At 40.4% G+C, this 21,344-nt stretch carries 20 protein-coding genes, 1 rRNA gene and 1 riboswitch; of the genes, 9 read left to right on the forward strand and 12 right to left on the reverse strand.

Features of this window, described 5'->3' with window-relative positions; genetic code table 11:
- Nucleotides 1-167: 167 nt before the first annotated feature.
- The 3 genes from H6G57_RS23930 to H6G57_RS23940 form a co-directional block, all read right to left on the reverse strand.
- A complete protein-coding gene (locus H6G57_RS23930) occupies nt 168-596 on the reverse strand; it encodes a hypothetical protein (protein ID WP_190523234.1) in 429 nt (142 codons plus the stop codon).
- Between the two features lie 74 nt (nt 597-670).
- On the reverse strand, nt 671-2,137 hold the full coding sequence (locus tag H6G57_RS23935; protein WP_190523236.1) for a hypothetical protein: 1,467 nt from the start codon (nt 2,135-2,137) through the stop codon (nt 671-673).
- Nucleotides 2,138-2,256: 119 nt separating this feature from the next.
- The gene (locus tag H6G57_RS23940) at nt 2,257-3,975 is read right to left on the reverse strand and encodes a CapA family protein (RefSeq protein WP_190523238.1); all 1,719 of its coding nucleotides are present in this window, start codon (nt 3,973-3,975) and stop codon (nt 2,257-2,259) included.
- Nucleotides 3,976-4,120: 145 nt separating this feature from the next.
- On the opposite strand from H6G57_RS23940, the gene rfbB reads away from it, so the two are divergent.
- The gene (rfbB, locus tag H6G57_RS23945; protein WP_190523240.1) at nt 4,121-5,230 is read left to right on the forward strand and encodes a dTDP-glucose 4,6-dehydratase; all 1,110 of its coding nucleotides are present in this window, start codon (nt 4,121-4,123) and stop codon (nt 5,228-5,230) included.
- A gap of 35 nt (nt 5,231-5,265) precedes the next feature.
- On the opposite strand, the gene H6G57_RS23950 is transcribed toward rfbB, so the two are convergent.
- The 4 genes from H6G57_RS23950 to rpaB all read right to left on the reverse strand — a co-directional run bounded on the left by H6G57_RS23950 (nt 5,266) and on the right by rpaB (nt 7,888).
- Nucleotides 5,266-5,601, reverse strand: a complete 336-nt coding sequence (locus H6G57_RS23950; RefSeq protein WP_190523242.1) for a hypothetical protein — start codon at nt 5,599-5,601, stop codon at nt 5,266-5,268.
- Nucleotides 5,573-5,986 carry a hypothetical protein gene (locus tag H6G57_RS23955; protein ID WP_228041658.1) on the reverse strand — a complete coding sequence of 138 codons (414 nt, stop codon included), beginning with the start codon at nt 5,984-5,986 and terminating at the stop codon, nt 5,573-5,575. The genes H6G57_RS23950 and H6G57_RS23955 overlap by 29 nt, the downstream gene beginning before the upstream one ends.
- Nucleotides 5,987-6,383: 397 nt before the next feature.
- Nucleotides 6,384-7,049 carry a cofactor assembly of complex C subunit B gene (locus tag H6G57_RS23960; protein WP_190523244.1) on the reverse strand — a complete coding sequence of 222 codons (666 nt, stop codon included), beginning with the start codon at nt 7,047-7,049 and terminating at the stop codon, nt 6,384-6,386.
- Nucleotides 7,050-7,156: 107 nt separating this feature from the next.
- Nucleotides 7,157-7,888 carry a response regulator transcription factor RpaB gene (gene rpaB / locus H6G57_RS23965; protein ID WP_072719259.1) on the reverse strand — a complete coding sequence of 244 codons (732 nt, stop codon included), beginning with the start codon at nt 7,886-7,888 and terminating at the stop codon, nt 7,157-7,159.
- 414 nt (nt 7,889-8,302) lie between these two features.
- Between rpaB and radA the strand changes: the two genes are divergently transcribed.
- The 3 genes from radA to H6G57_RS23980 all read left to right on the forward strand — a co-directional run bounded on the left by radA (nt 8,303) and on the right by H6G57_RS23980 (nt 14,309).
- Nucleotides 8,303-9,916, forward strand: a complete 1,614-nt coding sequence (radA, locus tag H6G57_RS23970; RefSeq protein ID WP_190523246.1) for a DNA repair protein RadA — start codon at nt 8,303-8,305, stop codon at nt 9,914-9,916.
- A 402-nt stretch (nt 9,917-10,318) separates the two neighbouring features.
- A complete protein-coding gene (locus tag H6G57_RS23975; protein ID WP_309236029.1) occupies nt 10,319-11,425 on the forward strand; it encodes a transposase in 1,107 nt (368 codons plus the stop codon).
- Nucleotides 11,426-11,657: 232 nt separating this feature from the next.
- On the forward strand, nt 11,658-14,309 hold the full coding sequence (locus tag H6G57_RS23980) for an MASE1 domain-containing protein (RefSeq protein ID WP_190523248.1): 2,652 nt from the start codon (nt 11,658-11,660) through the stop codon (nt 14,307-14,309).
- 101 nt (nt 14,310-14,410) lie between these two features.
- Here H6G57_RS23980 and H6G57_RS23985 read toward each other — a convergent pair whose 3' ends face one another.
- Together H6G57_RS23985 and H6G57_RS28800 are read right to left on the reverse strand one after the other, a co-directional pair.
- Entirely contained in the window at nt 14,411-14,584 is a 174-nt protein-coding gene (locus H6G57_RS23985; RefSeq protein WP_186440356.1) for a hypothetical protein, read from the reverse strand.
- 583 nt (nt 14,585-15,167) lie between these two features.
- Nucleotides 15,168-15,314, reverse strand: a complete 147-nt coding sequence (locus H6G57_RS28800) for a hypothetical protein (RefSeq protein ID WP_206756700.1) — start codon at nt 15,312-15,314, stop codon at nt 15,168-15,170.
- A gap of 44 nt (nt 15,315-15,358) precedes the next feature.
- A riboswitch (Glutamine riboswitch) is annotated at nt 15,359-15,450 on the forward strand.
- Between the two features lie 40 nt (nt 15,451-15,490).
- On the opposite strand from H6G57_RS28800, the gene H6G57_RS23990 reads away from it, so the two are divergent.
- The gene (locus H6G57_RS23990; protein WP_072720775.1) at nt 15,491-15,697 is read left to right on the forward strand and encodes a hypothetical protein; all 207 of its coding nucleotides are present in this window, start codon (nt 15,491-15,493) and stop codon (nt 15,695-15,697) included.
- Nucleotides 15,698-15,813: 116 nt separating this feature from the next.
- On the opposite strand, the gene H6G57_RS23995 is transcribed toward H6G57_RS23990, so the two are convergent.
- Genes H6G57_RS23995 through H6G57_RS24005 form a run of 3 tightly spaced genes read right to left on the reverse strand, consistent with a single transcriptional unit; the run spans nt 15,814 to nt 17,970 of the window.
- Complete coding sequence (locus H6G57_RS23995) at nt 15,814-17,019, reverse strand: Coenzyme F420 hydrogenase/dehydrogenase, beta subunit C-terminal domain (RefSeq protein ID WP_190523250.1); 1,206 nt, start codon at nt 17,017-17,019, stop codon at nt 15,814-15,816.
- A 16-nt stretch (nt 17,020-17,035) separates the two neighbouring features.
- Nucleotides 17,036-17,677 (reverse strand): hypothetical protein, encoded by a 642-nt coding sequence (locus H6G57_RS24000; protein WP_190523252.1) that lies wholly within the window; start codon nt 17,675-17,677, stop codon nt 17,036-17,038.
- A gap of 41 nt (nt 17,678-17,718) precedes the next feature.
- The gene (locus H6G57_RS24005; protein WP_190523253.1) at nt 17,719-17,970 is read right to left on the reverse strand and encodes an AbrB/MazE/SpoVT family DNA-binding domain-containing protein; all 252 of its coding nucleotides are present in this window, start codon (nt 17,968-17,970) and stop codon (nt 17,719-17,721) included.
- Between the two features lie 124 nt (nt 17,971-18,094).
- On the opposite strand from H6G57_RS24005, the gene H6G57_RS24010 reads away from it, so the two are divergent.
- The 4 genes from H6G57_RS24010 to H6G57_RS24025 form a co-directional block, all read left to right on the forward strand.
- Nucleotides 18,095-18,646, forward strand: coding sequence for a hypothetical protein (locus H6G57_RS24010; protein WP_199314434.1), 552 nt, complete (start codon nt 18,095-18,097; stop codon nt 18,644-18,646).
- Nucleotides 18,647-18,713: 67 nt separating this feature from the next.
- Entirely contained in the window at nt 18,714-19,862 is a 1,149-nt protein-coding gene (locus H6G57_RS24015; RefSeq protein WP_190523255.1) for a PspA/IM30 family protein, read from the forward strand.
- A 141-nt stretch (nt 19,863-20,003) separates the two neighbouring features.
- A complete protein-coding gene (locus H6G57_RS24020) occupies nt 20,004-20,624 on the forward strand; it encodes a hypothetical protein (protein ID WP_190523257.1) in 621 nt (206 codons plus the stop codon).
- A gap of 600 nt (nt 20,625-21,224) precedes the next feature.
- A 16S ribosomal RNA gene (locus tag H6G57_RS24025) occupies nt 21,225-21,344 on the forward strand; the annotation flags it as partial.

Below are 21,344 nucleotides of genomic sequence, written 5' to 3' on the forward strand. Positions count from 1 at the left end.
ATTATCGTTGATGAGTATTCATTCTGTCAAGTCCAAACCCGTAGTAAGCCCTTCAGGGCTTCAACCCAAACCCGTAGTAAGCCCTTCAGGGTTCCAACCCAAACCCGTAGTAAGCCCTTCAGGGCTTCAACCCAGTGTCAACAACAAAGACAAAAAATTAATTAACTTTAGCTTTTACTAACCGTTGGATTCGGTACTTTTTCAGCAGATTTATCGACAAATAGGGTATCAATATCAATAGATTCATAACCTTTTGTGGCTAATAAATTCAACATTGAACCTAATTGTACCCAAATCAATAAAGCCGTCGGAATCACAACGATTAACCCCATCAAGCCCGCAATCCAATAGACGGGAAAAAACACCGCTAAACTGGAACTGACAGACAATGAGACAAATAACGTCATCCCCAAATAAGCCGCAATTAAATTGGGAGTTTTATAAGGAATAGACGTTGACCGTTGAGGACTTTCTCTCCACACCGCCACTTGATATTCCAACATATCTTTAAAAATGATTCCCCACAATACGGCCAACACCGTTGAAGCTACAATAACAATATAAATCGGGGAAACGACAAGGGGTTCAGAGATCATAATCAATGCCAAAAAGGAAGGGTTTTTTACAATTCGTTACATAGTATATCGCTTTTGTTAAAACCAGGGAATATCTAAGGACTGTAATAATTCCAGGTCATCTTGCTCCGACGATAGCGATTTTGCTCCCACAGGGACGCATTCTTAGGATTAGGGTTGGGTTCAGGGTTATGATAAATACGGAGTTCGTTGGTACTCAAGACGATTAATTCTTCTCGCCAATCACCAGAAACATCTGCAACATAGAGGCGATAGGTTTGTTCAGGAAATTGAATTTGATATTCACCGTTAAGGGGATCGAAAATCGCCACATCTCCCTGTTCATGACGTTCCTTGGCGGCGGCCAACTGTTTAGCCTCCCCCGTCCAATCAATCGGAAAAATCACTTCAACCCCTTTCTGTGTCCAACCTTCAGGCGCAGTCTTACTAAATTCATAGTTAGAAATGAGTTGACCTTTAGCATCAAAGACAAAGGGTTTTTGATCGGTATTAAAACGACTCCGACACCAAATTTCCAATCCAGGACGACTGGGATCAAAGTCTCCCACCGCAGCATTTTGAGGTTCCCAATTTTTATAATCTGTTTCCCAAATCAGTCCTTTTGTATTGTAGAGAAACACACGATTGCGTTTAAGACGGTTGGGGGGCTGGGCGTTTTCTCTTTTTTCCCCCCCTTCTTCTAAACCCACAACTTCCAACCCAGGAATATCAGGTCGAACATCCGCAATAAAAACAGAATCAAGATGACCTTCAAGAGGAAGACTAAACAAGATATCGCCTTTTGGAGAAATTAGCGTACCTCCTAACACTTCATCTAGGCCATCTCCATCGAGATCTCCAACCCGTGCGCCATTGTGTGCATTGGCGACAAAATCATCTCTTGTCCACAAAGGTTGAGGATTATCTTGTTTGAGTAAATCTTCAATAGAATAAGCCGCAATATAACGACCCATCCGATAATCAGCATTTTCAGTGGCTTGTAGAAGTAGATCGCGATCGCCTTTTCCGCGAAAATTAGCAATTACTAAATGTTCCCACCGCTTAGTTTTTTCAGGAGAGGTGAGTTGAATTTCTCGAATTGTTTGTCCCGTTGCACCCTCAACAATCTGTAACCGCTTATCTGTGGTCAGAAACAAAACTTCTATTTTGCCATCTCCGTTAACATCAGCGGCTTGAACTCCAGGTGCGTGTAACCCCGGTAAACCTTCGCTTTCTGCTTGTGTGGTGAGTTGCACCTTAGCAGATTTTTCCCAGAGTTTTTGACCGGAATGATCATAAACCTGAATTAAACCTTGTTGCTGACCCAGAAGATTTGAACGAGACTGGGTAATAATAAAATCTTTTTGATTATTGTTATTAACATCAACCGCAATCAGTCCCCCTTGATCTTTAGATTTCATGGACAAATCTAAGGGAATCACTTTAACATTTGGATTAGGATTGCTTAAGCTTTCTTGTTGAGAAGAGGATGCTTCCCCACATCCCCAATTCAAACTGGCTAGGACTAGACTTAAGCTGAATAAGCTCAAAATTTTGTTCATCTGTGTTCTCCAACTTGAACTTTCCAGAATCCGAGTTATTGCACTGAAGCTGACTTCATCAGGACAGAAACATATTTTAAGAAAAAATTTAGCATAATCCTAACTCAAAAGACGAATATTTAAGGTTTTTTGATTGAAATCTTGCCTTCATCATCAATTTTTAAAGGGGTTTTTGGGAAATCTTGTTGAATGAGATTGCGAATTAACTTAATACTTTTAGACTGATTATCTAAATTAGGAACCCCTTGAGAATCTAATTGAACGGGGATAATTTTTCCACTGATAAAATCTCCTTGAGGATTAACTTTTGCTTCTAAAATTAATGAATATCCTAACTCTCCAGAGGTTGATAAGGTTCGATATCCCATAAAATTTCCTAAAGAATAAGCAATTAATTTACCTTTATAAAGTTCTAATGCTCTGGCAACATGGGGGCCGTGTCCTAAGATTAAATCAGCGCCCGCATCTATCATGCTATGAGAAAATAACACTAAATTACCGCGATTTTCTCCATAAAAATATTCTGTTTTATTCTTAACATTTAACGCACCTGTTCCTTCCGCGCCACCATGAAAAGAAATCACAACAAAATCAGCATTTTTCTGAGCTTGCTTAACTAACTTTTTGCCCGCTTCAATATTACTTAAATTATTATGAGCGTCATAATTACTAAATCCAATAAAGGCAACTTTTACCCCTTTAACTTCATGATAAACAATTTTTCCCTTTTCTCCCACTGGCTTAATTCCCGTTTTTTGAATATTCTGAACGGTATCTTTAAAACCCGCTTCAAAAAAATCAAACGAGTGATTATTCGCAACATTCAAAATATTAAATCCGGCATCTTTCAATAAAGTCGTATAGTCGGGAGGAGTGCGAAAAGCAAACACTAACCCCCGACCGATGGCTTTTGCACTATAGGGATATTTCGTTAATGTACTTTCAAAATTACCAAAAACAATATCTCCTTTTAATTCCGGTTTCACATCCGCAAATAAAGCTTTTTTATTAGAAGATAATTTATTATAAGGGTAATTCGTTCCTGGGATAATATCACCGACAGCCCGAATGGTCAGTTGTAAATCAGGACTAATCGGATTTTGTAACGTTGTTAAGGTTAACTGCGAGACTTGATTAAGAGTTTTAATTGTTGCAGTTTTGTGAACGGGCAAGGGTGAGGGTGTAGAAACGGGTTCTACTGCTAACGATAGAGAGGGGATTTTAGGTAAATTAGTAGAGATAGTTTGAGGAATTCCCGTTAAAAAAGCAGCGATTTGTTGATGATTTTGGTTAACGAGAAATCCCGATAACGGCAAAACCATTAAACTAACGGAACCCGCAATTAACCAAGGTTTAGAAACTGAAATTTGAGGGTTAGGGAAAACAACTTTAGGAACTGAAATGTGCAGTTTTGGAATTGAAAGTTTAGGAAGGGATACCTTGAGTTGAGGCGTTTTTTGAGGTCGGGGTTGAGGTTGAGGTTGGGGTTGAGGTTTTGGAGGAGTTGGGGGTCTGACTGGGGAAGGCTGAGACTTAGAGACGAACTCCCGCAAAATCAGAGTTTGTGTCCAAGCGACTTTTTTCTGACCTCGACGGAATGCGGAAATTGTCACCGACCCAATACAGGCGGCATCTAACCGCATCAAACCGTTATGAACCACCCGCACACAGGCTTGAGCATCGGGAACTTGGCTAGACTCCAAAACCACGCTGAGATGGTGGTCTTGACGAGTGGCTTTTGCTGTTACCCCTTTGGGTTGTAGCGCCTGATTGATTAAAATAGCAATTGCTGTTGCATCCCCTGCTTTGGCCAGGGCGATAGTCTTGTGGTCACTCACTCCAATATCCTCACATCCGATTTAATTTATGGCGGAATTTCCCTTAGAGAGCCATCTCAACGAGTACAATGATCAACAGTTTATCGGATCAGGGCTTTAAACGGAATCTTCAGCATGATTTTTATCCAGCAGATCTTGGGAGGATATGACATTGGCTGTTCAGTATAGCTACGATAATATAGGTATTCGTTTACCCCATCGCATCATGGTTACGGGGGGGGCGGGGTTTATCGGTTCAAACTTTGTCCATCATTGGTTTAGTGCCTATCCCGATGACCGGGTTGTGGTTTTAGATGCGTTGACCTATGCCGGAAATCGCAAGAATTTAGTCAGTTTGGAGAATAACCCGAATTTTCGATTTGTTGAAGGGAATATTTGCGATCGCACTTTAATTGATAGTCTGTTACAAGAAGAACAGATCAATACTATTGCCCATTTTGCCGCAGAATCCCATGTTGATCGGTCAATTCTTGGCCCTGATGCGTTTGTGCAAACCAATGTCGTTGGGACGTTTACCCTTTTAGAAGCCTTTCGTCAATATTGGTTAGCTCAAGGTCAACCGGAACATTATCGGTTTCTGCACGTTTCTACCGATGAAGTTTATGGTAGTCTCAGCCCAAATGATCATGCGTTTACAGAAAAGACTCCTTATGCTCCTAATAGTCCCTATTCTGCTTCAAAAGCCGGAAGTGATCATTTAGCTAGAGCTTATTATCATACCTATGGAATGCCCACCGTTATTACCAATTGTTCTAATAATTACGGCCCCTATCATTATCCTGAAAAACTGATTCCGTTAATGTGTATTAACGCTTTATTAGGGAAACCGCTTCCGGTTTATGGGGATGGTCAAAATGTGCGAGATTGGTTGTATGTTTTAGATCATTGTCGGGCTTTAGATACGGTAATTCATCATGGCAGACCGGGAGAAACTTATAATATTGGGGGAAATAACGAAGTTAAGAATATTGATTTAGTTAAAATATTATGTCGGATTATGGATGAATTAGCCGTACATTTACCGATAAAACCGTCTAATCAATTAATTACTTTTGTTAAAGATAGACCCGGACATGATCGACGATATGCCATTGATGCCACTAAAATTAAAACGGAATTAGGCTGGGCACCATTAGTTACCGTTGAAGAAGGATTACGTCAAACAGTCGGCTGGTATTTAACCCATCGCCATTGGTGGGAGCCCTTATTATCTGAGGAATATCAAGCTTATTATCGACAGGTTTATCCGTCCTAAAACCGTAGAGACGTTGTATACAACGTCTCTACTTTCTAAAAATCATTTAATTCAGCAATAATATCTAAACTATCTTTATTGGCTTTAGGAAGGGGACAAATAATATCCTGTAAATATAATTTACCTTCTTGATAGTAGAGATAAAGTTTCCAGCGTTCAGCATCATCAATTCGGGCGCAATAAAGGGGAATTTGTATTCCTTTAATTCGTTTCAGTTTAGTCTTAAAAAATCGTTGATAGCGATAACAAGATTCATCCTGTAATTCTGCTAAAACTTCTAAAAATCGACCTCGAAGTTGGGGGGGAAGCAGGGTTAACGCTTTACGAATAATTCCCCGTTCATCAACCAGTGACGGCGACAACTGTACCATTGTTTGATTGAACCTCCATAAAGTCCGTAGATTGTAAGAAAGATTGATAAAGGGATTTTCCAACTTGTTGATAAACTTGGGCTGCAACTTGACTATCTACCACTCTAAATAATGTAATAATCGTGCGATTAAATAAAGGATCATCATCAATTGTTAAAATCACTCGTAAGTAATAATTAACAATAAAAGAATAGAGAGAGGAAGCATAATCCCCTAGTAAATCAAATTGATAAAATTGATGAAGTCGTCTTTCTCGATACCCTTTAACTTGTAATAAACAGGAAGAATATTCATGAAGCTGTTGCAAAATCAGTGTTTGTTCCGCTTCACTATAGGTTTTTAAATCCTCTTCAAATTCTTCAGTAGACTCAAATATTATCTCCATAACCTAGACTCCAAAGTCAACATTTTAACGGTTTTACAAATTAACAGAGAATTCAATTGTGCTATCCTACTTCATCATCTGTAAAATCCTTCTATTCCCGATTCCCTACTCTACCGAATATTTTACGGGTAAAGTTCCCCTGTGGAAAAAATGTGATCTGTTAATCGCAAAAAATTAAGATTTTCTCAACTTTCTTGGATTTTGTCCACTGACTTCAGCCTCAGTTGTCTTCCAAACGCTCTAAATTGAGCCAGAACTAAGTCCCTATTCAAGTTAGAAAATTAGAATTCCTTTAAATGTCTGGATGAAGTTTGAACTGAGCCGTTATCCTATTGTTCATTGTATTATATAAAATACCCGGACAGTGATTGTATCAGGGTATGCCATTTTAAAATTCCTAGATCAAAGTTGACCTTTCATTCAGTAAATTGGACAAAGTATTCGCTAACTTATCCCCAATTCCTTCCACCCAATTTTCATCTTGTTTGGTATAACTCCGAGGTGCATTAGCCCCTAAAATTAAAACCCCCTGATTTCCTAGGGGTTGACAAATCACCCCCTGGGTATTTTCGGGTAAATAATCAAATTCAATTCGCCCCGGATATAACGCTAAATTGACTAAATAGACAGGTTTTTGTTTCTCTAAAACTCGTTGTAAAATCGGCCCTGGATTAACAGTAGGATTGTTCCCTAATACTCCTCGCCGTAATAAAACTTCACCTTGATAATAAACCACAAGAGAACGGGTAACAGTATTTGTTAATAATAGATGAGAAGCCCAAGCTAATTCAGTTTTAACAAATTCAGGTAAATCCGGTTTCAATTCAAACCCCTGTTCTCCGATTAACTCAACCGCATCCGGGGATCTCGGTTGAATTTGTTGCCACAATAACCCCGTTAAAATCAACACCGCACTTAAAATGACCCCCAAGGCATCAGAACGCGCTTGAGAGTCCAATAATTCCGGGGTTAGAACCCGATTGATCAGGAGTAGTACCCCCCCTAAACTTCCTGCAAATATCGGTAATAATCGTAAAACCCGATTCCGATCTGATGTCGCCATAACTGCATCTGAATTAAGCTGAAAGAGTAATTACGAATTAGAAATTACGAATTACGAGCTAAATTAACTACTTAATTCTTAATTCTTAATTCGTAATTCTTAATTATTTAACCGACTTCCCCCGGTTCAATAATGCGTTGGAACAAATAACCAGTTCCCCTGGCCGTTAAGATTAATTCGGGATTACTGGGATCATCTTCCAACTTAGCCCGGAGACGAGAAATATGAACATCCACGACACGGGTATCAACGTGACGTTCTGGGGTATATCCCCAGACTTCTTGTAAAATTTCAGACCGAGAGAAAGGTTCACCAGAACGACTGACTAAAAGTTCTAATAAACTAAATTCCATCCCCGTTAAGCGGATGCGTTCATCTCCCTTGTAAACCTGTCGCTTGTTGGTATCAATTCTAATATTGCTAACATGAATGACACCCGAACTGGGAATCCCCGATGCGCCATTTTTGTCAATGCGACGTAAGACTGAACGAATTCTCGCTTCGAGTTCCTTGGGAGAAAACGGTTTAACCACATAATCATCCGCCCCCAACTCTAGCCCGGTAATCCGATCTGCGACATCCCCCAAGGCCGTTAGCATAATAATCGGGATATCGGATTCCTTGCGTAACTCTTGGCAAACTCCATACCCATCTAATTTGGGCATCATCACATCCAAGACCACTAAATCCGGGTCAGTTTTGCGGAACGTCTCTAAGGCTTCTTCTCCATCGGCGGCGGTAACGACATCGTAACCAATCATGGAAAGGCGAGTTTCCAAAATCCGACGGATACTGGCCTCATCATCAACAACCAAAATTTTTTCTTTATGATTTTCCAATGGATTTCAACGCTCCCTTAGTTGCATTAAGTTACAGTTTAGATAGAACAACAGTAAGACTCGCAACCCTGAATCTAAGGAATTTCTAGCTGACAACCACACCCATTGCCTTGGGGTAAGGCCTTAGCCTACGGTATGAACTCGTGGCTGGCGCGACTGTACTAGGCGAATCTCAACTTATGTTAAGTTTAGTTTGAGAAATGTATTGATTTTTTTACCTTATCATTAAGGGAACCCCCATGGAGATCCCCAATTATATCCCCGTATTCCTGGGACATCGATCACTAGCTGTAACAAAAGTTTAATCACTATTCTTGCCAAGATGAATCAGCTTTAAAGTTTTTTAAAGTTGCTCTAATTAAAAGTTGTTGTGTTGTAAGGTTTTCTTGCATTTCACTTGTTAATTCTGAAACCATGGCAAAATCTCGCACCCTTTATGTTTGTCACGAATGTGGAGCCGAATTTCCTCAATATTTTGGTCGCTGCTCTGCTTGTCATGCGTGGAATTCTTTGGAAGAACAAGTTGAACAACCCCCTCCTACCTCTTTGCAACGCTTTAGTTGGAGTAACCTGAGCGCAGAACACCCAGAGGGTTCACCGGAAGTGACTAAGCCCGGACAACCTCGGTCTTCCTTCCGATTATCCCAAATTTCCGATCAATCCCAATCCCGAATGCCATCAGGTTATGGAGAATTAGATCGGGTTTTGGGAGGGGGTATTGTTCCAGGTTCTTTAGTCTTAATCGGAGGTGAACCCGGAATTGGCAAGTCTACGCTGTTGTTACAAGTGGCAAATCGTTTATCCCACAGCAGTCGGGTACTCTATGTCTCAGCCGAAGAGTCGGGACAGCAAGTAAAATTGCGATCGCAACGTTTAGGGGTGGGTGTGGATGAGGAAACAGACCCCTCACCTGAACCAGAAAACGGCAATTCCCAACCTTCTGCTACAACAGTTGATCCCTTTAGTGAACAGCTTAAAGGTCGGCGACAGAAAAAGTCAAATTCCCCAGAAAATGGGCAAAAAAATCCACCCCCGAAGTCTGAATCTGTGACACCCCAACATCACGAAGACAACTTATACTTACTTCCTGAAACGGATTTAGAAGTTATTTTAAGAGAATTAGAATCTTTAAAACCGCAGTTAGCCGTTATTGATAGTATTCAAACCATTTATTTCGCTAGTCTCACCTCTGCACCGGGTTCCGTGGCGCAGGTACGGGAATGCACCTCTGCTTTAATGCAAGTTGCCAAACGGGAAAATATTACCTTATTAATTGTTGGTCATGTCACCAAAGATGGCGGCATTGCAGGGCCGAGGGTTTTGGAACATTTAGTTGATACGGTATTATATTTTGAGGGCGATCGCTTTGCCTCCCATCGGTTATTACGGTCAATGAAAAATCGGTTTGGAGCGACCCATGAAATCGGGGTGTTTGAAATGGTCGCCCATGGGTTAAAAGAAGTTTCTAATCCCTCAGAATTATTCTTAGGAAATCGAGATGAATTTGCTCCGGGGACTTCAACGGTGGTGGCGTTAGAAGGAACTCGGCCGATTGTGGTAGAAATTCAAGCGTTAGTCAGTCCCGCCAGTTACGGTTCGGCTCGACGAGCAACAACCGGGGTAGACAGTAGCCGATTATTACAAATTTTAGCGGTATTAGAAAAACGGGTGGGGATTCCGTTGTCTAAATTGGATGCTTATGTAGCCTCGGTGGGGGGCTTAAAAGTGGAAGAACCCGCAGCCGATTTGGGGATAGCCATTGCTATTGTTGCCAGTTTTCGGGATCGTGTGGTTGATCCACGAACGATTTTAATCGGGGAAATCGGGTTAGGAGGACAGGTGCGTCCGGTGTCCCAACTGGAACTCCGACTACGGGAGGCGGCCAAATTGGGATTTAAACGGGCGATTATCCCTAGAGGTCAAAGTCCTGCGGATTTAGGGTTACAAATTCTTCCGGTGGGGAAAGTGATTGATGCGATTATCGCTTCCATTCCGGCTCAACCCCCAACCCTTAATGATGAATTCTGATCCTGAATTCTTAAGTATCCGGCTCCCAGTCTCGCTGTCTCTTGCGATATTTCTGGGATCGAATCTGTTAAACTATTAATCATCCGGGACATTTTTAGGGTGGGCTTGATTGATACCCTAATCCGTGACTGATCTAACCTTGTTAAAAAATCAGTAGATTTAGGGACAATTCCTATTGGTTTTATACAGCAATTAAGAGCAAAATTGTCAATGGCTTTTTCGCTTTTTCCCATCTATTTTTAAAGCATAGGCAATCTAAATCAAACTCAAGCAATTCCCCAAGAAGCAATCTAAACTAGAAATTCAGGGTTACCGAAAATTTTGGGTTTAAAGCCCCTTCCTAGAAGGACGGCTTTTTATTCCAAGTTGGTGTATAATAAAACAAGTTAATTCAGCCAAAAAATGAAAGCCAGATATCGTTATAGATGCTACCCAACACCCTCCCAAAAATTGGCGTTAGCCCAGTTATTTGGGTGTGTACGGGTAGTATTCAATGATGCTCTGGCTTTCTGCATTTCTGAATACAAAGGAGGTAGAAAGAAACCCAAAAACGCCGAACTTCAAAAACAATTTATCACTCAAGCCAAGAAATTAGAAGAACGACAATGGTTATCTGAAGTTTCGGCAGTTCCACTTCAACAAAGCTTGAATGATTTAGAGCAAGCGTACTCAAACTTTTTCAATTCCTGTAAAGGGAATCGAAAGGGTCAGCGAGTTAAACCACCCAAGTTTAAGAAGCGGAAATCTAAACAATCTGCTCGATTCGTAAAGACTGGATTTTCAATCAAAGGCAAGAAAGTTTATCTGGCTAAGGTCGGGAATTTGGAAGTGGTTTGGTCACGGGAACTCCCCTCTGAACCTAGTTCAGTCACAATCATCAAAGATAGTGCTGGGACTTATTTCCTCAGTTTTGTTGTAGAAATTCAACCCGATATCTTACCCGACTCTGAAAACTCAGTCGGGATTGATCTCGGTATAACCACTTTTGCTACATTAAGTAACGGTCAAAAAATAGAAGCTCCTAAACCGCTTAAAAAACGGATTCAGAAGCTTCGTAAATTCTCTAAACAATTATCTCGGAAAACCAAAGGTTCAAAACGTCGTGAAAAAGCCAGAAAAAGATTAGCCAAACTTCACGCTAAATTATCAGATATCCGAACTGATTTCCTGCATAAATTATCAACCCAGATCATTCGTGAAAACCAAACGATTGTTCTGGAAGACTTAAATGTGTCAGGGATGGTTAAAAATCGGAAACTATCAAGAGCTATTTCTGATTTAGGATGGAAGACATTTAGAACCTTCCTTGAAGCTAAATCTGAAAAGTATGGTAGAGATTTCCGTGTTATCAATCGATGGGAACCCACTTCACAGAAGTGTTCCTGTTGTGGATTTAAAATTGGAAAATTAGACCTTTCAATTCGAGAATGGATTTGTTTGAATTGTGGTGAATCTCATGATGGCGCTAGCCGCGCCTGCTGGCGCATCGAGATGTTAACGCCGCAGTGAATATATTAGCCTGCACTGAGCAAGGTCGAAGTGTCGCCGGAGGGCTTTCGGAGACTTTAAACGGACGTGGAGGAAGCATAAGTCTATCCCAGGATAGCAGCAGCCAAAGAAGCGTCAACCCACCAGAATTTCAACAATTGTCAATATTTGATTTGTTGAAATAGATGGAATCCCCCTCGTTCTACGAGGGGGCGGATGTCAATCACTCCACATCAGCTTACTCATAACGACCATGTTAATGAAATCCCTTGAACGTGCGAAGGTCACCAATGGCCGATACCTCGGTGCAGTGGGTTTGATTGCGATAGCCTACTGGCTCATTGGGAAGCTGACCATTGAATATTTAATGTTGAGTCCTACCCAAACCTTATTTTTGCCGACAGCAGGAGTCGCCCAAGGGATTATTCTGTTATGTGGTTATCGATATTGGCCGGCAATTACCCTGGGTTGCTTTTTTTCCCTTCTCGGAATGGAACAAATCCCCCTAATGGTGGTGGTATTTTCCAGTGTAGGAGCCACATTACAAGCGTGTTTAGGGACTCACTTACTGCATCGGCTGGACTTTTCCCCGGAACTCAAACGTCTCAAAGATGTTCTGGGATTAATGATTTTAGCAGGAGTCATTGCCACCTTGATTCATCCCACAATTACCCTGCTCGCGGGTTGTTTAAATGGCTGGTTATTGTGGAAAGATTTTGGAGAAACTTGGGTGGCGGGATGGTTGGGAAATGCCATTGGGGTATTAGTGGTAACTCCGGTACTATTAACCTGGGGAAGTGAATTTCAACGGTATTACTATCGCTGCAAAATTCCCACCTCCCCATTCTGGTCTTTCCTGAACGCATTGTCTCAAAGTTTGCCTTTGGGAACAACAAGGTTACGCTTGATTGAACGGTCTCCTCGTCAATTTTTCTGGATGCGTCAGGTCGAGGTGGGGATTTGGTTATTACTATTATTCACCTTAAATTGGTTTGTATTTTGTTCTCGCACCCGCTCCGCAACCATTAGTTTTCCCTTGGAATATTTACCCTTTCCTTTTTTTGTTTGGGCGTCTTTACGATTTGGTCAACGGGGAACGGCACTCGGCCATTTTATTACTGCCAGTTTTGCGGTTTGGGGTGTAGCGCGTGAAAGTGGGCCGTTTTTTAGTCGGGGTACGGATACGCCTCAAATTTTTTCGTTGCAGGCGTTTATTTTGGTGATCGCCGTTACTGGTTTAGTGTTAGCAGCAACGGTGACAGAACGTCAACAAGCAGAAATTAGCTTGAGAAATAGTGAAGCGAGTTTAGCCAATGCTCAACGCATTGCCAAGTTAGGTCATTGGGATTTGACCATCAGTAGTTATGAATTATTTTGGTCGGATGAACTTTATCGGATGTTAGGAACAACCCCCCAGGGTGTTAAACCTAGTTTTCCTCAATTTTTAGAATTTGTTCATCCTCAAGACCGAAGATTTGTACAACATTATATTGATCAAGCTTTATTTCAACAAAAACCTTACTGTATTGATTATCGTTTGAAATTAATCAATGGTGAGGAACGGATTGTTTTTGAACAGGCGGTGATTACTTCGAGTCATATTACGAGTACAATTCAAGATATTACGGATCGGAAAAAAGCAGAAAATGCTTTAAGAGCCAGCGAAGAACGATTTTACAAAACCTTTAGCGCCAGTCCGATTGGGATTAGTATTATGACGTTGGTTGAGGAGTTATTTTTAGATGTTAATGATAGTTTTTTACGTCAAATTGGTTGGAATCGAGAAGATGTTCTGCATCACACTCCCGAAGAATTAAAGATGTGGGTTTATCCTCAACAACATCTCAAGCTGAAAAAACAATTACAACGTCAAAATCAGATTAGTAATGTTGAGTTAAAAGTTCGCCAAAAATCAGGACGGGTTCGAGATTGGTTAGTCTCGATTGAATTAATTGATTTAGAGGGAATTTCCTGTTTACTGATGATGGCGAATGATATTACGGAACGTCAACAGGCAGAGGATCTCAGAACGGCAAAAGAAGCTGCTGAATCGGCTAACCATGCTAAAAGTTTATTTTTAGCGAATATGAGTCATGAACTTCGCACCCCCCTGAATGCAATTTTAGGCTACAGTGAATTGTTAATTGAAGATGCTGAAGAGTTAAAGCAAGATGAATTAGTCGGAGATTTAAAAAATATTTATGTGGCGGGACAACATTTATTAACGTTAATTAGTGAAATTTTAGATTTCTCTAAAATAGAAGCGGGTCGGATGAATTTCCATTTAGAAACCTTTAAAGTCGCTACACTGCTTTGGGAAGTGGAAACCACGGTTGCACCTTCGGTGGCGAAGAATTTTAATGAGTTTATTTTAGACGTGGCAGAAGATGTAGATTTGATGCACACTGATTTAACGAAAGTTCGTCAATGCTTATTAAATCTTCTTAGTAATGCGTGCAAATTTACAGAAAATGGTCAAATCACCTTAAAAGTTTTTCAACAAGGAATCGATCAGGTTAATCTGAATGGAAATCCTACCCTAGACTCCGAATTACTGAGTTTAAATGAGGAAGGCATTAATGAAGCTTGTTCTCTCCCCGATGTCCCTAAAACCTGTTCAACGGTTATTGTTTTTCAAGTGATTGATACCGGAATTGGCATGACCCCTAAACAGTTAGTAACGGTTTTTAATCCCTTTACTCAAGCTGATGAAAGCACCACTCGCCGTTATGGTGGAACAGGTTTAGGGTTAACCATTACTCAAAAATTATGTCAAATGATGGGTGGGGATTTATCGGTGATTAGTGAGTTGGGTAAAGGTTCCACATTCACGATGAAACTCCCCAAAATCTTGCGTTGTTTGCCGGGAACCTCAGAAGATACTGCCTCTGATTCAGATTTTTAAACAACAAAAGAAGAACAGCAGAGAAGTGAAATCAGCCCCAAGTAGGTCTAACGACTGGTCACTGATCACTGATTACACCCTTCTTCTGCCTGATTTCTTTTTCAACAACGAAGGGAAAGTCCTGGTGCATAAGCTTCCACAACTTTACCCGTCACAGAACAGGTAATCATTAAATAGTCGCAACGATGACATTGAGTTTGGGTGATTTTGTGGGTGTAAGACCGTTCTGCTAAAGTTCCGCAGTTAGGACAACGAACCGTTTGTTTAGTAGCCATTTTTAATCCTTTGGGTTCCAGCCCATTTATAATTTTTTGTCAAAATCAATTTTTATTCTGCTATTTTTTAAGAGTGGTAATAATAGGGAAATTGGCGAACATTCTGTTGATTCTGACAAAACAGATGGATTCGTTTCTTTTATTAATTTCTAAATTAATTTTTACACCCTAATCCTATTTTTACACTCTCTCTTTAGTCAGAAATCCTTGATCCCCAAGGATAAACCCTTGAATTTTACCCAGTCTTCCTCCATTGCTAGATTAATTCGTCGAAAAAAATTTTTTCTCTTGATCTATTCTTAGGCTGCTTTTAACGGCTTGTGGCAAAAACTTAATAAAAATTTAAGACTAGAAGCAGAATCAGCAATATTTGTTAGTGAAGAAATATTAAAGGGGGTATGAGTTGACGGTTAGTGGCTTGTCCTCATCTCTGCTCTTCCCCCATCCCCATCCCTGCTGGGAATACTCCTTCGCTTTCGCAAAGGAAAGTTTATAAAAATGTTTTCGGAGAGTGACAGAAGAGGGATATTTGCCAGCCACAGAAAATCGGGATTTACTAAGCAGATAATTAGGGGTTACTGACTTACGGGGTGACAAGAGGGCTAAAGCTTTCTTCGGTTGTCACCCCGTGAGAGGAAAATGTCGATGCCAAGGCGCGTTTATTTGTTGGTCGGGCTGTATCCGCACCCTGACTTGCTTGATAGTACAGCGTGGGAATACAGCCCGACATTCTAGTTAAATGTGGTATAATTTCAATAATAAAAATAAATAGTCATCGTTCATCTCCCCCAGGCGCTGAATAGGAGGGTGATATTTTAGCGGTTTGAGGAAGACGGAAGTAGGGAATTTTCCCGAAGGAACGCACAACACTGTTTTACCTTTACCTTGAATGAAGGGTTTGTAGTGATGTTAGTACCTTCTTTGTTATCCCTTGCAATTTCCATTTTTGCAGCTTTACTGAGTGTAAGCACCAACGAAGAAATCGTTCAGGTTATTGCAAGGGGAATTGCTTTAGTTGGTTTGTTAGCGAGTTTAGTTTTAGCGCCTTGGTTGGTGTTGCTAATTTTAGCAGTCCCCCTTATGGGCCTTAAACTAGCTCAAAATCCCCAATAAAGACTCCAAATCCAGACTATAGGTTTAACTTGGAGAATTGATGGGTATCTTCGTCAATTTCATTAATTGTATTCTACCACACATAAGCATTTTAAAACTTATGCGTGGTTTTCTGGTTAGGAATTCGGCAGATGATATTGTTCTACAATTTTTTTAGCAAAATCAGGAACGTGAGCATCTAACTTTTCAGGGTGATTTCGCTTAACATAGAGATAATTGCGAGTAAAGTGAGAATCAATCGAAAACCGAGCATATTCTAACCCTCTAGGGCCGATTTTATCAATCACCACCCCCATTAATTTCGCCGCCCACATCGGTAATGTAACGGCTTTATCATAGGCGGGAATACTTTGTTGCACCGCTTGTTTCCGGTTCCCTTGGGCGATAACAGGTTGGGTGTCAATTAAATCTCCAACTAAGTCTAACATTTCCTGTCCGGTTTGATTTCTAACGACAATCCATTGCCAGCCAAAAGTTGCTCCCATATATCCGACAACTAAATCAGCCAGGGAGTTAACATAATCAAAACAACTCAAACAAGAAGGGGCGAAAATATTCTTTAATTCTTTGGTATTTAACCCAAAAAATGGTACAGTTTCTAAAGAACCATCCTCATGTTTAAAGTGAACTCGAAAATCCTGCATAAATTCATAATAAACAACCGTATCCGGGGATTTACTTGTCGTTTCTAAGAATTTTTGCAATCCCGCACGAGTGACATTATCAACGCAGGGCGTTCCCAAAACATAGAGTTTTTCTAACCCCAATTCCTTCTCAACTGCCCTTAATGCTTGGATTTGACAGCCTACCCCAATTACTAACAACCGCTTCATTTTCGACTGTTCGATTTGTTCTAAAATTGATAAATTCGGGGATAATGTCGGTTTATTGACTTTAGCTGCTAAAATTTCTTCCGGGGTTCTCGCAATTACAGGTTTCGGTTGAAAACGGTCTTCTTTGCTATTTTGAACACAAACAACTCCTTCTACTAACCCTCGGTTGAGCATTTCAATGGCAATGGTACTCACAATTCCCGTCCATTGAGCGCCTTCAATGGGTTGTTTTTTCTTGGCTTGCATCATATCTTGATGCACCCCAAAATAGACGTCATCCCAGTTGTCTAAATTGCGGCTGCTTCCATGAGCTTCTGCTTCTAATTCAGCTATTTGTTGATTCAAAAAAGCACAGGCTTCTTTAACATAATGAATATAATAGGTGTCGCACAGACCGCACTCGCTACAGAGTTCCTTAGCAGGGCGACGCCCCCCCGGTTTCATACCTTTAGCTTTGAGATGTTTGGCTGGTTCTTGTAGTGAAGTCATTGATAGTTGGGTTTTGTTATTTTCCAGATTGTTCTAGCCCATATTTTACCGCAGGACGAATCAATTTGAAATCTTGTAAAACAAACTCAAGATTTTCGCGTGTTAGACTCTCATGGGGGGAAGAAAAAGCTGGTTTAATAAACTCGTACATATCTTCTTTCGTGACATAACCTTGTTTCAAAGCCAATATCATTACCCCAAACAAAATTGTTCTTAACTCTCTTAAAACTTGCTGTTTATCCAACTTATAATTATACTGATTGTGCTGATCATTAAACTCCCTTAATTGACAATGAAGCTGCTCACCCTCATGGGTTAAAATAACCGTAATCTCATAACTTTCAACAAAATCTATCCGAATATTTTCACCCTGTTCTAATTGACCAATTTGTTCGGGAAAGCGATCTTCCAATAACATACAAATATCAGGGTCAAAAAATACAGTAAACTGGATCTCACCAATTTCCCAGATAACTCGTTGATTATGCTCATAACAAAAACGTCGTAACCCTAATTCAAAATCAGATAATTCTCCTAATGGATCTTCTGGAGGTAAGGCGTAATTTTCTAAATTTCGATCAGCAATTTCAAAACTAAAAGTTGAATCAATAATATCTGCTTCAATAATTTCGATAGTTTCTCCCTCACCCGATGCCACTCAATCCTCCTGTCTGATATTTTTAATACCGAACTAAAATATTAGTATCCAGTCCAATCATTTGCATTCTTATAAATAGCAGCTTCCATGTCTTCTAAACTTGCTTTTTTCATCCCAGAACGATGCAAAATTCCCGATAAACTTTCAACCGCAACATTCAGAGGAATGATTTTTACCTGTCCATTTTCATCAATGAAAAATTCTACTTTACTACCTGTATCAAGTTTCAAGTAGTCTCGAATGACTTTAGGAATCGTGACTTGTCCTTTACTGGTTACGGTTGTACTCGCCATGAGAACGAATCTTTACTAATAATCCTTACTGTATTGTATTACATTTCTACCTAAAATCTACGAATTCCAAGATATTGTTATTTTTGTTAATTTAATATCAAGGTCAACATTTTAGGCAATCACCATGACTGACAAGGATAATCAGGATTTGCAAAACGTTGCAGAAGCGACAGGTTACGCAGCGACAGGGGCAGCAGTTGGAACCGGAGTGGCTGCAACTGTTGGTGGTATGGGGTTAGTGGGTGGCTTTGGCGGTGTGGCAGTTGGGGCTGCTCCCGTCGTGGCGGCAGGTGCAGTGGTGGGAACAGCAGCCTATGGTGCGAAAAAAGCCTTAGAAGAAAGAGATGCAACGGCGTTAGGTGCAATAGCGGTAGGTGCAGTTGGAGGTGCTGGAGTTTCTGCGGTTGTGGGTGGTATGGGTTTAGCGGTGGCGGGAACTGCCGTTGGGATTGGAATGGCCCCTGTTGTGGCGGCAGGTGGGGTTGTGGGGTTAGCAGGGTATGGGATTAAAAAGTTAGTCGATAATCATTTACAAAATTCTGAACAAGAACAGTTAGAAAATGCGATCGCAAATCAACTCAATGAAAATTTAGAAACTGCAAAAAAAGCGAAATTGGAAGCGGAACAAGCAGCACGAGATGAGTTTTGGAAACAACGGGATCTAGCCGATAAATAGATAAGTTACGGAGTGAATAAATTAAAGAAAAATAGCTCAAGATGTCATCTTAGAGGAGTTAAAAATCATGGGTCAGCTATTTAATCGAATGGGTCGTTTAATTAGAGCTAATGTCAACTCTTATCTCGACTCTTCAGAAACAGATTCTCGCAATTTTGCAGCAGGTTCAGCCTTTGCTACAGGGGGTGCTTTAGCAGGTGCTTCTGTTGGTCAAGTTGGAATTTTAGCAGCCGGAACAGGTTTTAGTGTTGGAACAGTTGGATTAACTGGGGCTGGTGCATTAACAGGACTTGCACTTTATGAAGCAATTAGAATGATGGTAGAAGGGGATACTTCATCAGTGGGAGCCACTACCGCAGGTGCAGTTGCGGGTGCAGGTTTGTCTGCTGCTATAGGGGGTGTTGGAGTCGCCACAGGAGGAACAGCATTTGGTGTGGGAATGGCTTCTATGGGTGCTGCGGGTGCTATTGCTGGACTGGGTGTAGCAGGTTTAATTCGTCTTTTAAAGCAAGGAATTGATCCAGAAAAGCTGTTAGAACAAGCGGTTTTAGATATGCAAGAAGATGTGATTAAGTTCCGTAAAGCGATTGTTCCAGTCATTGTTGCTCAGAAACGTCTTGAACAACAATATAATCAAACTAAAATGCAAGTTGATCAATGGCAATCACGAGCCAAACTTGCTTTAAAAAAAGGTTATGAAGATTTAGCTATAGAAGCATTAAAGCGAAAAAAATTATCGTTGAATACTTTAAATACAATTAAGCAACAACTCGATACTCATACAGAACAAGTTAATTCCCTCAAACATCAATTATTAGTTTTTGAACAAAAGGTTTCTGACGCTAAGTCGAATAAATCATTACTCATGTCTAAAATCAAAGCAGCAAAAGCACAGATTGAAATTAATAATCGACAAGATTTGTTAGGTGAAATTAATTCTTATAATGCAACAACAGCCTTTGAACGAATGGAAGAGAAAGTTAGACAACTAGAAGCTCGTTCAGCACCAGGAAAATTAGCAGGCTCAGATTTTGAAAGTAAATTGGCTGCTTTAGAAGCAACAAGTGAGGTTGATGATGAGTTGGCAGCATTAAAAGCACAAATTTCAAGTAATCATACAATAAGTGATCCTCATATTCAGACTAACTCATTATCAAAAACAGATGTATTTGATAATGAGTTAGAACAATTACGTCAAGAATTGGATAAAATCTAAATCAAAAACGAGGAGTAATGTCAATTATGGGTTCCCTAGATTATCGAGTAAAATTCCTAAACAGTTTTTTAACTCTTGATGTTTATGATAGGATAAATTTCTAGTTCCTTCCACAACCAATAGTCGAGAGTCCCCAACTTTATGCAAAATGATATTCTCTTGTTAGAAAAAGTAGCTAAATTTGTGTTAACGGGTCAAGAACAAAAAATCGACTCTCATATTGTTGCTGAAAGTTTAATTCGATGTGAACATTGGGCGAAAAAAAACAAAGAACACTATAGTTTTGAATCCTTAGTTGGAAGTTGGCGACTGTGTTGGGTAAGTGGAACCCATAAACTCCGTAAAAAAGCCGGAGTTTTTATCGGAAGCGGGTTTTATATTCCTCGATTTTTGAGTCTACAAATTATCTATTCTCAATATCCCCATCCCCTGTTACCCTTCAATCCACCCTCGGAAATAGACGCAGGAATTATTGAAAATTCTGTTCAGTTGGATGGGGTGAACTTAATCCTAACTGGCCCTGCTAAATTTGTAGAAAAAAACAATATTCTAGCTTTTGACTTTACCTGTCTTACGGCTAAATTCTTAGGATTAAACCTCTACAATGGAAAAAGGCCTGGAACTCCAAGTAATGCTCAACAATTTTATCAAGATTCTATCAAAAAACAAGCTTTTTTTGCCTTTTTTGTAATCACCCCTAATCTTATTGCTGCTAGGGGAAGAGGTGGTGGTGTTGCACTGTGGTCAAAAGTAAGTACATGATCCTAAATCGACTCAATAATAAACGAATGTCAGGGGGTAGTCATACTCAGAAGGAGTTTATTGCCGGATTCCGTTCGTTATCCCGTCGCTGATGACTATATATTATCGTTCTAAATTCTCGCAGGCAGAACACACTCCCATCAATACTTATCCTTTTGCCATCGGTGCTTAGGGTCTATACGATGCCCTAAGTAACCTTTATGAATGGACAAGCAACCTACCTTGAAGTTAGGAAAGATTCCAGCCCTAGGCCTACGTTCAAAAAATTTTCCCTGGATTTTCGCTATGCCCCCAGTTAAATTTCCAAGCTCTCCAAGATCTGGAGAAACTACAACCCTTGCCAGACAAGGATTTCCCCTGGTTCAAAAAAAAGTTAAGAAAAAGGGTTGACAAAGCCGAAGAGATTAGATACATTGGTAAATGCGCTTGAGAGACGAAAGAACCGAAAGCGCACCGAACCTAGAAAAAAAAATACGTTTGAAAGTCGAATTAACGAACTCCTAGTCAAAAAACTATCGGAGGAATCAGTTAAAAGACTGAGGACTCCCAAAAGATAACATGACTAGCAAGTCTAGTCAACAGAAGAGCTACAAATTCTTCAAAATGGAGAGTTTGATCCTGGCTCAGGATGAACGCTGGCGGTCTGCTTAACACATGCAAGTCGAACGGAACCCTTCGGGGTTTAGTGGCGGACGGGTGAGTAACACGTAAGAACCTGCC

Origin of the sequence: Planktothrix sp. FACHB-1365, assembly GCF_014697575.1 — a bacterium.
In the GTDB taxonomy this organism is placed as follows: domain Bacteria; phylum Cyanobacteriota; class Cyanobacteriia; order Cyanobacteriales; family Microcoleaceae; genus Planktothrix.